Below are 13,341 nucleotides of genomic sequence, written 5' to 3'. Positions count from 1 at the left end.
TTCGCAATCGGGTGGGATGTGGATCACAGGAGGTGGTGTGGTCGCTGAGCCCTGTCAGCAGCGGTCGGCCGCGCCGCCGCCGGAACTCGTCGGTCGCGGCGAACAACTTTCGAGGTTGATGGCGGCCATCGGCGACATCCCGCGCGGGCACGCGGTGGTGGTGTCCGGCGCAGCCGGGTCCGGCAAGACCGCACTCCTCGACGTCGCCTGCCGGCACGCCTGCGATATCGGTTTTCGGGTGGGGCGACGTCGGCGTCAGGCGTGGCCTGCCGGATGCGGTCGACGGCGTCCTTGCCCTTGTCGAGATTGCGGACGGCGAGCACGACGTGTGCGTTCTTGGCGGCGAGCGCCGAGGCGGTCTCGTAGCCGAGGCCGGTGTTGGCGCCGGTGATGACGACGGTGCGTCCGGTCTGGTCGGGAATGTTGGCGGTAGTCCACTTGGTCATGACGGTTCCTCGGTAGCCTGGGCTTGAACCGGGGCGAGCGCCCCGGATGCTTCACTTATCCGGAACGGTCGCCCCGTTTTATTTGTTCCCGGGAGCATGATGATCTGCAAACCGAAGAGGCCGCTCCGGGCCGACGCGGCCCGGAACCGCGCTCGCGTGCTGGAAGTCGCCTACGAAACCTTCGCCGACGAAGGGCTCTCGGTGCCGATCGACGAGATCGCCCGACGGGCCGGTGTCGGCGCCGGCACCGTCTACCGGCACTTCCCGACGAAGGACGATCTCTACCGCGCGGTCATCGAGGATCGGCTGGAAGTCGTCATGGGCGCCGGCCGGGCGTGTTTGGCGTCGGACGCGCCGGGCGAGGCGCTGTTCGACTTCCTGCGCTCGATGGTGCGGTGGGGCGAAACCGACCAGGGGCTGGTCGACGCGCTCGCCGGTCTCGGGATCGACGTCAACGCCCTGGTGCCCGATGTCGAAGAGGAATTCCTGGCGCTGCTGGGCCAGCTGCTGGCCGCCGCGCAAGGTGCCGGCGCCGTTCGTGCCGACGTCACGCCCTCGGATGTGAAGACGCTGCTCGTGGCGGCGAACGCCGCGCAGCGTTACAACGCCGACGCCGCCGACCGGGTGATCGGATTGATGATGGACGGGCTCCGGCCGCGTCGGGAGTAGCGTCGGCCGCATGAAGTTCGGAATCGCCACCTTCGTCGATGACGACACCATTGATGCGGTGACCTTGGCGCGGGCGATCGAGGACCGCGGATTCGCCTCGCTCATGGTCGCCGAGCACAGTCACATCCCGGCGAGCCGCGAGACGCCGTACCCCATGGGCGGTGACCTGCCGCCGGAGTACTACTCCACCCTCGATCCTTTCGTCACCCTCGCGGCGGCGGCCGCGGTGACGTCGACCATCGAATTGGTCACCGGCGTGGCCCTGCTGATCCAGCGCGACCCGATCCACTGCGCCAAGGAGGCCGCGAGCGTCGACCTCATCTCCGGCGGACGTTTCGTCTTCGGCGTCGGTGCGGGCTGGAACCTCGAGGAGATGCGCGACCACGGCACGGACCCGAAGACCCGCGGTGCCCGCCTGGACGAGAGCATCGAAGCCGTCAAGGCGTTGTGGACCACCGAGCCGGCCGAGTATCACGGCACGTACGTCAACTTCGATCCGGCGTACTCCCGCCCCAAGCCGGTCCGGAAGCCGCACCCGCCGATCTATGTCGGCGGCAATTCCGAGGCCACCGTCAAACGGGTGATCCGCCACGGCGCGGGCTGGATTTCGGTCGCGGAACCGAGGGACGTCCTGGCGAAGCGGGTGGCCCAGTTCCGCGCCGACGCCGGATATGACGTCCCGCTGGCGATGTTCGGCGCGCCCATCAAGCCCGATTACTGGAGCACGGCCGAAGAACTCGGCTTCGGGCAGCTGGGACTGCGCCTGCCCTCGCTGGGTACGGACGAATCGCTGCGCCTGCTCGACGAATTCGCGGCGCAGGTGGCGCGGTATCGGTCGGCGCACTGATTCCCGCTGCGCGCTGACACCGCGGGGTCGTTTGCGCGGATGGTGAACAACCTTGCACTCGCCCTGCCAGAGTGCTAAAAAGACGTTGGCACTCTCGATAGGTGAGTGCTAGGTCGGGACAGTGAGGCCGGGGCCGCATCTGCGAGCACAGCCCAGGCCGTCCGTCGCGGGCGCTGCGCCTGACCAAAGACGTGCAATTCCCAACCGGAGGAATTACTTCGCAATGGCCAAGACAATTGCGTATGACGAAGAGGCCCGCCGTGGCCTCGAGCGGGGCCTGAACAGCCTCGCCGACGCCGTGAAGGTGACGCTGGGCCCCAAGGGTCGCAACGTCGTCCTGGAGAAGAAGTGGGGCGCCCCCACGATCACCAACGATGGTGTGTCCATCGCCAAGGAGATCGAGCTGGAGGACCCGTACGAGAAGATCGGCGCTGAGCTGGTCAAGGAAGTTGCCAAGAAGACGGACGACGTCGCTGGCGACGGCACCACCACCGCCACCGTGCTGGCCCAGGCCCTGGTTCGCGAAGGCCTGCGCAACGTCGCTGCCGGCGCCAACCCGCTCGGCCTGAAGCGCGGCATCGAGAAGGCCGTCGAGGCTGTCACCAAGGGCCTGCTGGCTTCCGCCAAGGAGGTCGAGACCAAGGAGCAGATCGCTGCCACCGCCGGGATCTCGGCCGGTGACCAGTCCATCGGCGACCTGATCGCCGAGGCCATGGACAAGGTCGGCAACGAGGGTGTCATCACCGTCGAGGAGAGCAACACCTTCGGCCTGCAGCTGGAGCTCACCGAGGGTATGCGCTTCGACAAGGGCTACATCTCGGGTTACTTCGTGACCGACGCCGAGCGTCAGGAAGCGGTCCTCGAGGACCCGTTCATCCTGCTGGTCAGCTCGAAGATCTCGACCGTCAAGGACCTGCTGCCGCTGCTGGAGAAGGTCATCCAGTCGGGCAAGCCGCTGCTGATCATCGCCGAGGACGTCGAGGGCGAAGCCCTGTCGACCCTGGTCGTCAACAAGATCCGTGGCACCTTCAAGTCCATCGCCGTCAAGGCCCCGGGCTTCGGTGACCGTCGCAAGGCGATGCTGCAGGACATGGCGATCCTCACCGGTGGCCAGGTCATCAGCGAAGAGGTCGGCCTGTCCCTCGAGACCGCCGACATCACCCTGCTGGGCAAGGCCCGCAAGGTCGTCGTGACCAAGGATGAGACCACCATCGTCGAGGGTGCCGGCGACGCCGACGCCATCGCCGGCCGCGTGGCCCAGATCCGCAGCGAGATCGAGAACAGCGACTCCGACTACGACCGCGAGAAGCTGCAGGAGCGCCTGGCCAAGCTGGCCGGTGGCGTTGCCGTCATCAAGGCCGGCGCTGCCACCGAGGTGGAGCTCAAGGAGCGCAAGCACCGCATCGAGGACGCCGTTCGCAACGCGAAGGCCGCCGTCGAAGAGGGCATCGTCGCCGGTGGTGGCGTGGCCCTGCTGCAGTCGGCTCCGGCTCTCGACGAGCTGAAGCTCGAGGGTGACGAGGCCACCGGTGCCAACATCGTGCGTGTCGCCCTGTCGGCTCCGCTGAAGCAGATCGCCTTCAACGGTGGTCTGGAGCCGGGCGTCGTCGCCGAGAAGGTGTCGAACCTGCCCTCGGGTCACGGCCTGAACGCCGCGACCAACGTCTACGAGGACCTGCTGGCCGCCGGCGTTGCCGACCCGGTCAAGGTCACCCGCTCGGCGCTGCAGAACGCGGCGTCCATCGCGGCGCTGTTCCTCACCACCGAGGCCGTCGTCGCCGACAAGCCGGAGAAGGCCGCGGCTCCCGCCGGCGACCCGACCGGTGGCATGGGCGGTATGGACTTCTAGGTCCAGCTCTTCTACGAAAAGCCCCGGCGTGCTCTGCACGCCGGGGCTTCTTCGTTGCGGTTGGTTGCTGAACGGCCACGTAGCTGCTGGGAATCTGCTAACAATTGACAGTGAAGTCAATATTAGGCGCTTCGAGGGGGTCGCTCTCATGACTGCTTCTGTTCGACTCATGCCGACCAAGTTGGCGGCTGCGGCCCTGGCGGCCGGTGTGGTCGCGACCGGTGTCTCGATCGGCGCGGCGGAGCGCGCCGTACCGACCATCGAGGCCAACGTCGTCCCCACGTCGCTGATCACCGATGCGCTGGCGGGCGCGGGCTGGGTCGTCGACGGCCTCGCGGGAAGCGTCGCCATTCCGATCGAAGCGCTCGTCTCGCTGCCGTTCGATGCGCTGACCGCCATCGCCATCTCGGTGCAGCGTCCGGACTACGCCCCTTCGGTGTTGAGCTGGCTGGTCAACCGATACGCCAACCCCGCCGAGTCCTACCCGCACTACACGTTCCCGTGGGATTTCAAGGCCAACGCGATCGGCAACATCGCATTCGGGCTGCCCTATCCGCTGGGCCCGAGCGCCACCCAGCTGGGCCTGATCAACAGCATTGCCGACGGCATCGCCAACGTCATCGGCGCCGCCCTCGGCGGGCTGCCCGACCCGACGACCGGCGTCGACGCGACCGACGCCTTCTGGGCCACCACACCCGGTCGCATCATCACGTCGCTGAACAACGTGCCACTGGCTCCCGTGTGGGCGGCGTGGGATGTGGTCGACTATGTGGGCTTCCTGCCGTACAACGTGGCAGCGACCATCGAGGCGGCCATCAAGACCCCGCAGGAAATCCCCGGCCTGCTCAGCAATCTGGTCTACGGTCTCCTCGGGTCGGACACCGAGGGCGGACTGGCCGGCAACCTGATTGCCGATCTCAGCTATCCGTTGACGACCCTCCCGGGTCCCGTCGGTCAGTTCGCGACGGCCTTGGTCGCGAATATCCAGCAGGGGCTCGACAATCTGCTGGCGAACCTGCCGATGCCGGTACCACCGGCGCTGGCGAGTAGCGCAGCCGCGAAAACCGCTGTCGTGACCGGGCCGGCGCCGACCGCCGCGGTCACCGGTGTGGCCGCCGGCGACGTTCCCGCGGTCAACGCGCCGAGCGCGAACACACTGACGCTCACGGTCCCGGATACCCCGAAGACTCCGGATGCGACCAAGACTCCGGACGCGAAGACCCTGGACACCGCCAAGACACCGGATGCCGCGAAAGCACCGGAGGCGCTCGATACTCCGAAGGCACCGGAAGCACCGACCACCCCGGAAACGCCCAACACTCCGGACACCTCGAAGACTCCGGACACCTCGAAGACTGCGGAGACGAAGCCGGACACGCAGGGCAGCACCACCGGCAAGCCGGACAAGAAGCCCGGAAAGGTCAAGTCGGGCAACAAGGTTCGGCCTGGCAAGTCCACCCAGACCGGCACGGCCACGGGTCAACCCGACAAGTCACCGACTCCCGCATCGGAGCCCGGCGGGGCCGACAAGCCTGCCGGCGGTGCTCACTCGGGTTCGACCGGCGCGGATGCAGCTGCCTGATCTTGGTGATTGCCGACACAACGTCGGGCTGAGAGCGTCGTTGAGGCTATATACGGTTATCGACGCTCTCAGGCCGACGTTGTGATCGGGCCGACGTGTCCATCTCGCCGGATGATGGCCAGGATGTCCGCCTCGACAGTGTCCCAGCGGTAAACAACATCCTCATAGGTCAGTCGAATCACCAGATATCCCAGCCTCGTCGCCACTCTGTCCCTGTCCCGGTCGGCCTGATACCGGGGCAGGTGATGTTCGCGGCTGTCGGCTTCGATGATCAGTTTGTCGCCCACGAGCAGGTCGACCCGTCCGACTCCGGGGATATCGACTTGAGTACGCAGGCGAATTCGCAGTGCGCGCAGTCTCAACCGGATCATGGTCTCGGTGCCGGATTCGCTCGCGGGATCACAACGCTCGGCCAGGTGCAGTCGGGCGAAACGCGATGCGGCGACAATGTCTCGCGCGTCGGCCATCTGGATCATGCGTTTGTTCAGCATCGAGTCCAGGACCACGATCAGTCCCTCGGGGTCCAGGCAGTTCGCTGCTGATGCGACTGCGACATCAATCGGATCGATGGCCCCAGTGATGGGTGGGTCAAGCCGGTACGGATGGCAAGACCTGGCGCCGGACCGTGACGTGCGTGCGCGCTCGGCATATCGGATGTGCAAACCAGAATCGGGAACCCACACCTCGAAGCGACGCAGCACGGAGGCGCAGCTCAACACACCTCCTGCGGCGACCGCACGTACTACTTGCGGCTCGGCGGACGGGCCTGCGTACCAACCGCGCCGCAGCGGCTGCCACCCTCGTTTCCTGATCTGCTGACGCGACCAGCCCGCCTCGCGCAGTTGCGCCGCGGATGCCACCCCGCCGTTCGCGGCGAGCAGTAGCTCGATTTCCCCCACCGCTCAATAGCAGCCGACAGAACGCGTCGGCGACAGTCCCTGGGCGTCAGCCTGTGGATAACTCAGCTTTCCTTGAGCGAGACGCAGTCGTGGACGCCTTCGGGGCTGCGGTGCAGCACCGCTCGTGTCGGCGCGATGCGCAGGCCCGTGTCGGTGGCTTCGGCGGTCCCGTCGACGATCAGTGAGTAGCCGGTGGGTTCCGGTGGCGGCCACAGCACCGTCACGGCCGGGTGGGCGCCGGCGTTGCGCCGGGTGGCGTTTCCGACGGGCTCGATCGTCACCGCGCCGCCGTCGAACGCCGGGACGACGGCCACCGTGTGCGGACGGAAATCGTCACCGACGGTGATCAGGAAGCCGACCGGGAAGTCGGCCAGGGTGTCGCCGAGTTTTTCCAGGTCCACCTTCACGCTCATGAGGTCAGGATAGGTCGCCGCCGCTCACGCCGGCGCGGGTTGCCGGCCCCGCACCAGCCGCCCCGGCCGGGCCGCCGTGGGTACGCCGTTCTCCGCGATGATCTCGCCGGACACGATCGTCGCGACATAGCCGTCGGCGGTCTGGTCCAGGCGGCGCCCGCCGGCGGGCAGGTCGTGCTCGATGGTCGGTTTGTGCAGCGTCAGCGCGTCCTGGTCGATGACGTTGAGATCGGCCTTGTAGCCCACCGCGATCCGGCCGCGGTCGTTCAGGCCCGCGACACGCGCGGGTACCGACGTCAGCTCCTTGACGGCGTGTGCCAGGTCCAGCCGGCCGGCGGGCCGGTCGCGCACCCAGTGCGTCAGCAGGTACGTGGGAAATGATGCGTCGCAGATCATTCCGTAGTGCGCGCCGCCGTCGCCGAGGCCCAGGATGACGTCGTCGCGCTGGATCAGTTCGGCGACGGTGTCGAGGGAACCGTCGCGGAAGTTGGCGAGGGTGACCAGCAGCATGGCGTGGCCGTCGTCGTCGAGGACGCGGTCGTAGGCCTCCTCGAGCGGGCTGACGCCGCGGGCGGCGGCGCGGGCGGCGATCGAATCCGACGGTGCCGGTTCGTAATTCGGGGGAGTGCCCAGGGGGAACATGTAGTCCCACGCCTGCGCCGCGAACATCAGCGGGTGACCGTCGTCGGCCGCCGTGTCGTTCAGGATGCGTTGGCGTACTTCGGGTTTGCGCATCTCGGCGACGCGCTCGGCGAGCGGCAGGTCCGCGATCTCGCGGTACGACGGATACAGCACGAACGGGTTGCCGGAAAGTTCGAGGCCGATGACGAGGCCGATGGGCCGCGGGAAAATCTGCGCGCTGATGCTGCCGCCGTCGGTGTTGGCCTTCTCGACCATGCGCAGCGCGTCCTCGAACGTGGCCGGCCCGGCGTTGCCGACGGCGAGAGTGAACGTGACGGGCAGGCCGACGTCGGCGGCGACGTCGAACACGGTCTTCAGTGCGAACTCGTAGTCGCCGGCCAGCAGGTCGGGTACGAACTGGATCAGGCCGCCGCCGCCGTCCTCGACGCCGCGCGCGATGGCCTCGATCTCGACCTGCGCCGCGTCGTGGCTGGGGATGGGCTGTCCGCCAGAGGTTTTGTGCAGTGTCAGTCGCGACGACGCGAAGCCCAGCGCGCCGCATTCGACAGCCTCGGCCGCGAGCTTGCGCATCAGGGCCAGGTCCTCGGGGGTGGCGGGTTCGCGGTCGACGCCGCGCTGACCCATCACGTAGACCCGCAGCGGCGAGTGCGGGAGAAACGCCGCGACATCTATGTCGCGGCGTCCGGCATCAACGGCATCGAGGAACTCGGGGAAGGTCTCCCACGTCCACGGCAGGCCGTCGACCATCACCACGCCGGGGATGTCCTCGACGCCGGCCATCACGTCGACGAGCACATCGTGATCGTCGGGGCGACAGGGCGCGAAGCCGACGCCGCAGTTGCCCATCACCGCGGTGGTTACGCCGTGAGCGGAAGACGGGGTCATCCGGTCGGACCAGATGGCCTGTCCGTCGTAGTGCGTGTGCAGGTCCACGAAGCCTGGGGTGACGAGCCGGCCGGTGGCGTCGATCTCGCGGGCGCCGGTCCCTTCGACGGTGCCGACCGCCGCGATCAACCCGCCCTGAACTGCGACATCGCCGCGGAAGGGCGCGCCGCCCAAGCCGTCTGCGATGAGTCCGTTGCGAATGACGATGTCGTAGGCGGCGCCCGCTGCGTTCATGTGAACAACGTACGACTCAGGCCGTCATCAGATCTGTGAGTTGGCTTTGAGTTGAAGTTAGAACGACTAGGCATCGAGAAACCGATGTATCGTGATAGGTACAAGATGCATCGAACAAATGAAAGGAATAGCGATGTTCTCAGCTGGTTTCGGCCCCGGTTTCGGTGGGGGCTTCGGTCCCGGATTCGGGGGCTTCGGTCCCGGCGCGGGTGGTCCCGGCGCCTGCGGCCCGGGCTTCGGCGGTGGTTTCGGCGGCGGCTTCGGGCCGGGGGTCGGACATCACTTCTTCCGGGGTCGTATCAAGCGTGCCGCGATTGCGGCGGCCGCGCTACTACAGGAAGGTCCGGCCACCGCGGAGCAGCTCTCGCAGCGGGTTTCGGAGATCACCGACGGCGCGTTCACGCCGCCGGTGGACAAGGTCGAGTTCGTCGTCTCACTGCTCGCGGCGCGCGGTGTGGCCACGGTCGAGGACGGTGTCGCGACGCTGACCGAGTTCGGTGAGCAGTTGCTCGCCTGGCGCGGCGTCAGCAGCGAGACGGTGCAGGCTTTCCTCGGTGAGGCGGGGAAGTTCGGCGATGTCATCAAGCTGCGCAAGGATTTGTTCGAGCTCGCCGGGCTGGCGCGCACGATCAAGTTCACCGGCAACGACGCGCAGAAGGCCGATCTCAAGGCGGCGGTCGCCACCCTGTCCGGCGCGGTAGCCGAGGCCAAGAAGGCGCTCTACCGCACCTTGGCCGACAACTGACCGGTCGGTGACCGAATCGGAGCGGCGGACCCCCGGGTTCGTCGCTCCGATTTTTTGTCGGTGCCTCGTGGCACGATCGCGGCATGATCGACCACTTCGGTATCAACTGCAGTGACTGGGCCAAGTCCCAGCAGTTCTACGACGCCGTGCTCGGCGTACTCGGCTTCAGCCGGCAGATGGACTTCGGGGTCGCCATCGGTTACGGCCGCGACGGCAAGCCGGATTTCTGGATCGCCGACGCCAGCGCCGGGGAGGCCTCGGGTCCGAACCGTGAGGTGCATTTCGCCTTCCAGGCCGCGGACACCGATGCGGTGACCGCGTTCCACGACGCGGCCGTCGAACTCGGCGCCGAGTCGCTGCACGCGCCCCGGTTGTGGCCCGAATACCACCCCGGCTACTTCGGGGCGTTCGTCCGCGACCCCGACGGCAACAACGTCGAGGCGGTCTTCCACGGCGCGGCCGGGTAGCCGCGGGCTCCGGTAGCGTCGGCGATATGTCTGACACCGCTGCGGCGCGGGAACTGTTGCGCGACTCTTTCACTCGGCTCATCGAGCACGTCGACGAGATCACCGACGGTCTGACCGAAGAGGTGTCGTGCTGGCGGCCGACGCCGGAGGCCAACAGCATCGCGTGGCTGCTGTGGCACAGCGCGCGGGGTCAGGACATGCAGCTGTGCGATGTCGCGGGCATCGAGCAGGTGTGGACGAGTGAAGGCTGGGAGCAGCGGTTCGCTCTCGATCTGCCGCACAGTGACGCGCCCGGTTACGACATCGGATACGGCCACACCGCCGAGGATGTCGGCAAGGTGCGGCCGCCGGTCGAACTGCTGGTCGGCTACTACCGCGCGGTGCACAAGGTCTCGCTCGAATATGTCGCGAGCCTGACTCCCGAAGAGCTCGAGCGGATCGTCGACCGCCGCTGGAATCCGCCGGTCACCGCGAGCGTGCGACTCGTCAGCATCGTCGACGACTGCGCGCAGCATCTGGGGCAGGCCGCGTATGTGCGGGGCATCGCCGCGCACAGATGACAACTGAGAAGTTCGTCCGCTGGTGGCCGCCGGTCGGACTGGTGCTGACGGCCCTGTTGGGCTGGGGTGTCGGTAAGGCCTCGACACCGGTCGACGACGTCTTTCAGGACGCCGGCCGAGCCGGGGAGCCGTATACCGGCCGGCTGCTCTTCTTCACCGATCCGCGGGTGCTCCTGGCGATGCTCGTGATCGCGGTGGGAATCGCGTTGTGGCACAAGCGCTGGCGGCTGGCCGCGGTCATCGCGCTGACGCCGCAGTTGGCGGTGGTCATCGAGCGCGGGCTCAAGGAGCTGTTCGGCCGGCACAAGGGTGGGGCGCTGGCGTATCCGAGTGGGCACACTGTGCTGATGGTGACGGTGCTGGGCGTCATCGTCGTCGCCGCCGGGGCGGTGCTGTGGGCCCGCGTGCTGGCCGGTGTCTTCGTGCCACTGGGCATGCTCGGTCAGGCCTTCACCTACCACTACTTCACGGACACCGTCGGCGCGCTGCTGTTCGGGTCCAGCCTGGTGTGCCTGGCGGCACGGCTGCTCGCGGTGCCGGCGCGCCGGGAAGCCGGTGGCTGATCCGCCGGAGCCGTGTCCGGGCGGGCCATTTTTGACACGCGTCAAGCCGGGTGCGACCCGCGTCACACCCGGTCGTTACGATGGCGGTATGACCGCTACGTCTGACGTCCAATCGCCCGGTTCCGGCACCGTTTACGACCCCGCCACGGGTGCCATCGCAGGAACCGTGAGCTGGACCGACCCGGCCGACGTGCCGCGCATCGCAGCCGGCCTGCGCGCCGCGCAGCGCGAGTGGGAGGCCCGCGGGCCCCAGGGCCGGGCGAAGGTGCTGGCCCGGTTCGCGGTGTGGCTCAACGATCACCGCGACGAGGTCGAGGCCCTGCTGATCCGCGAGACCGGCAAGTCGACGGTCGACGCGAAGGTCGAAATCCCCCTGGTCATCCTGATCATCTCGTACGTGGTCAAGACCATGGAGAAGGCGCTGGCGCCCGACACCCGGCCGGCCCCCATGCCGATGCTGTCGATCAAGAAGATCACGGTGCATTACCGGCCGCGCCCGGTGGTCGGCATCATCGCGCCGTGGAACTACCCGGTGGCCAACGCGCTGATGGACGCCATCGGCGCGCTCGCGGCCGGCTGCTCGGTGCTGCTCAAGCCGTCCGAGCGCACCCCGCTGACCGCCGAACTGCTGCTGCGCGGCTGGACCGACTCCGGGGCGCCCGAGGTGCTGGCCCTGGCACAGGGCGCCCGTGAGGTGTCCGAGGCCGTCATCGACAACTCGGATTTCGTCCAGTTCACCGGGTCGACGGCCACTGGCCGCAAGGTCATGGAGCGCGCGGCCCGTCGTCTCACGCCGGTCAGCCTCGAGCTCGGCGGCAAGGACCCGATGATCGTCCTCGAGGACGCCGACGTGGAGCTCGCCGCCAACGCCGCGGTCTGGGGCGCGATGTTCAACGCCGGGCAGACGTGCGTGTCCGTCGAGCGCGTCTACGTGCTGGAACCGGCCTACGACGCGTTCGTCGATGCCGTCGTCAAGGCGGTGCAGAACCTCAAGGTGGGCGCCGGCGAGGGCTATCACCTGGGCGCGCAGATCGACGCCGGCCAGGTGGACATCACCGAGCGGCACGTCAACGAGGCCGTGGCGGCCGGCGCCCGCGCGCTGACCGGCGGCAAGCGCCCCGACGGTCCGGGCAGCTTCTACCCGCCGACGGTCCTGGTCGACGTCGACCACACGATGGCGTGCATGACGGAGGAGACGTTCGGCCCGACCTTGCCGATCATGAAGGTCGCCACCGTCGGCGAGGCGGTCCGGCTGGCCAACGACAGCCCGTACGGGTTGAGCGCGACCGTTTTCTCGGGTGACGTGCAGCGGGCCAAAGACGTTGCGCTGCAGCTCGACTGCGGCGCGGTGAACATCAACGACGTGCTGGCCAACCTGATGTGCACCACCGCCCCGATGGGTGGCTGGAAGACGTCGGGCATCGGCGCGCGGTTCGGCGGAGCCGACGGCATCCGCAAGTTCTGTCGCCAGGAGACGGTCGTCGAGCCGCGCACGAGCAAGGGTGCGGGCGGCAACTACTACCACAACTCGATGAAGGCGCTGGCCCGCATGAACAGCGTCCTGACCAAGGTGTCGTTGATCCGGTTCAAGCGCACCGCCAAGTAGCGCCACCAGTTGTTCACCGTGACGTCACCGCCAGGTTCGGCCCGGCGGTTACGTTCAGCCGGTGATCCTGGACGCCTCTGCCGCCGACACCTACACCGTCCGCGACGATGACGACGACGACCCCGAACTGGTGCTGCTGCCCAGCGGGGAAGTGGTCGACACCTGGCGCGAGGGTTACCCGTACGACGAGCGGATGAACCGGCACGAGTACGAACAGCAGAAGCGCCTGCTACAGATCGAGCTGCTGAAGCTCCAGAAGTGGAGCCAGGCCAACGGGCTGCGGCACGTCATCGTCTTCGAAGGCCGCGACGCCGCCGGCAAGGGCGGCACCATCAAGCGATTCATGGAGCACCTCAACCCGCGCGGCGCCCGCGTCGTCGCACTGGAGAAGCCGACCGAGAAGGAACGCACCCAGTGGTACTTCCAGCGGTACGTCACGCATCTGCCGGCCGCCGGCGAGATCGTCCTGTTCGACCGCTCCTGGTACAACCGGGCCGGTGTCGAACGCGTGATGGGTTACTGCACCCCCAAGCAGCACGCGGAATTCGTCCGCCAGGCACCGCTTTTCGAGCAGATGCTGGCCAACGACGGCATCAGCCTCACCAAGCTGTGGTTCTCGGTGACCCAGGCCGAGCAGCGCACCCGCTTCACGATCCGTCAGGTCGACCCGGTGCGGCAGTGGAAACTCTCGCCGACGGATCTGGCCTCGCTGGACAAGTGGGACGCCTACACCGCGGCCAAGGAAGAGATGTTCGCCTGGACGGACACCGAGGTCGCGCCGTGGACCGTGGTGAAGAGCAACGACAAGAAGCGCGCCCGGATCAACGCCATGCGGCATGTTCTCGGTAAGTTCGATTACGACAACAAGGACCATGAGGTGGTCGGACACGCCGATCCGCTGATCGTGGGACGGGCGCTGTCCGACTGAGCAGCG

At 67.6% G+C, this 13,341-nt stretch carries 13 protein-coding genes and 2 pseudogenes; 11 read left to right on the top strand and 4 right to left on the bottom strand.

The window, feature by feature from the left end; all coding sequences use genetic code 11:
* Positions 1-16: 16 nt before the first annotated feature.
* Positions 17-169, top strand: a pseudogene (locus ACJEIK_RS24215) (hypothetical protein); the annotation flags it as partial.
* A 76-nt stretch (positions 170-245) separates the two neighbouring features.
* On the opposite strand, the pseudogene ACJEIK_RS24210 reads toward ACJEIK_RS24215, so the two are convergent.
* A pseudogene (locus ACJEIK_RS24210) lies at positions 246-446 on the bottom strand (SDR family NAD(P)-dependent oxidoreductase); the annotation flags it as partial.
* A 102-nt stretch (positions 447-548) separates the two neighbouring features.
* On the opposite strand from ACJEIK_RS24210, the gene ACJEIK_RS24205 reads away from it, so the two are divergent.
* The 4 genes from ACJEIK_RS24205 (at position 549) to ACJEIK_RS24190 (ending at position 5,393) form a co-directional block, all read left to right on the top strand.
* Complete coding sequence (locus ACJEIK_RS24205; RefSeq protein WP_061000350.1) at positions 549-1,115, top strand: TetR/AcrR family transcriptional regulator; 567 nt, start codon at positions 549-551, stop codon at positions 1,113-1,115.
* A 10-nt stretch (positions 1,116-1,125) separates the two neighbouring features.
* Positions 1,126-1,962, top strand: coding sequence for an LLM class F420-dependent oxidoreductase (locus ACJEIK_RS24200; protein ID WP_061000338.1), 837 nt, complete (start codon positions 1,126-1,128; stop codon positions 1,960-1,962).
* Positions 1,963-2,185: 223 nt separating this feature from the next.
* Positions 2,186-3,811, top strand: coding sequence for a chaperonin GroEL (gene groL, locus ACJEIK_RS24195; protein WP_061000336.1), 1,626 nt, complete (start codon positions 2,186-2,188; stop codon positions 3,809-3,811).
* 148 nt (positions 3,812-3,959) lie between these two features.
* Positions 3,960-5,393 (top strand): hypothetical protein, encoded by a 1,434-nt coding sequence (locus ACJEIK_RS24190; protein WP_409430413.1) that lies wholly within the window; start codon positions 3,960-3,962, stop codon positions 5,391-5,393.
* A gap of 68 nt (positions 5,394-5,461) precedes the next feature.
* Here the strand turns inward: ACJEIK_RS24190 and ACJEIK_RS24185 are convergent, their stop codons facing one another.
* The 3 genes from ACJEIK_RS24185 to ACJEIK_RS24175 all read right to left on the bottom strand — a co-directional run bounded on the left by ACJEIK_RS24185 (position 5,462) and on the right by ACJEIK_RS24175 (position 8,466).
* Positions 5,462-6,292 (bottom strand): endonuclease domain-containing protein, encoded by an 831-nt coding sequence (locus tag ACJEIK_RS24185; RefSeq protein WP_061000334.1) that lies wholly within the window; start codon positions 6,290-6,292, stop codon positions 5,462-5,464.
* 62 nt (positions 6,293-6,354) lie between these two features.
* Complete coding sequence (locus ACJEIK_RS24180) at positions 6,355-6,705, bottom strand: pyridoxamine 5'-phosphate oxidase family protein (RefSeq protein WP_409430412.1); 351 nt, start codon at positions 6,703-6,705, stop codon at positions 6,355-6,357.
* Between the two features lie 24 nt (positions 6,706-6,729).
* On the bottom strand, positions 6,730-8,466 hold the full coding sequence (locus ACJEIK_RS24175; RefSeq protein ID WP_409430411.1) for an N-acyl-D-amino-acid deacylase family protein: 1,737 nt from the start codon (positions 8,464-8,466) through the stop codon (positions 6,730-6,732).
* Positions 8,467-8,599: 133 nt separating this feature from the next.
* Between ACJEIK_RS24175 and ACJEIK_RS24170 the strand changes: the two genes are divergently transcribed.
* The 6 genes from ACJEIK_RS24170 (at position 8,600) to ppk2 (ending at position 13,335) form a co-directional block, all read left to right on the top strand.
* A complete protein-coding gene (locus tag ACJEIK_RS24170; protein ID WP_409430410.1) occupies positions 8,600-9,211 on the top strand; it encodes a hypothetical protein in 612 nt (203 codons plus the stop codon).
* A gap of 83 nt (positions 9,212-9,294) precedes the next feature.
* Positions 9,295-9,678 (top strand): VOC family protein, encoded by a 384-nt coding sequence (locus tag ACJEIK_RS24165; protein WP_061000329.1) that lies wholly within the window; start codon positions 9,295-9,297, stop codon positions 9,676-9,678.
* A 26-nt stretch (positions 9,679-9,704) separates the two neighbouring features.
* On the top strand, positions 9,705-10,238 hold the full coding sequence (locus ACJEIK_RS24160; protein ID WP_267324035.1) for a mycothiol transferase: 534 nt from the start codon (positions 9,705-9,707) through the stop codon (positions 10,236-10,238).
* Entirely contained in the window at positions 10,235-10,801 is a 567-nt protein-coding gene (locus ACJEIK_RS24155; RefSeq protein ID WP_409430409.1) for a PA-phosphatase, read from the top strand. Before ACJEIK_RS24160 ends, ACJEIK_RS24155 begins: the two co-directional genes overlap by 4 nt.
* Before the next feature lie 88 nt (positions 10,802-10,889).
* Entirely contained in the window at positions 10,890-12,407 is a 1,518-nt protein-coding gene (locus ACJEIK_RS24150) for an aldehyde dehydrogenase family protein (protein ID WP_409430408.1), read from the top strand.
* 61 nt (positions 12,408-12,468) lie between these two features.
* Positions 12,469-13,335, top strand: a complete 867-nt coding sequence (gene ppk2, locus ACJEIK_RS24145; protein ID WP_409430407.1) for a polyphosphate kinase 2 — start codon at positions 12,469-12,471, stop codon at positions 13,333-13,335.
* Positions 13,336-13,341: the final 6 nt, after the last annotated feature.

Source organism: Mycobacterium sp. SMC-16 (assembly GCF_046250085.1).
GTDB classification, from domain to species: Bacteria; Actinomycetota; Actinomycetes; order Mycobacteriales; family Mycobacteriaceae; genus Mycobacterium; species Mycobacterium phocaicum.
Note: the sequence above shows the minus strand (reverse complement) of the source record. Positions and strands in the feature narration are given on the sequence as shown.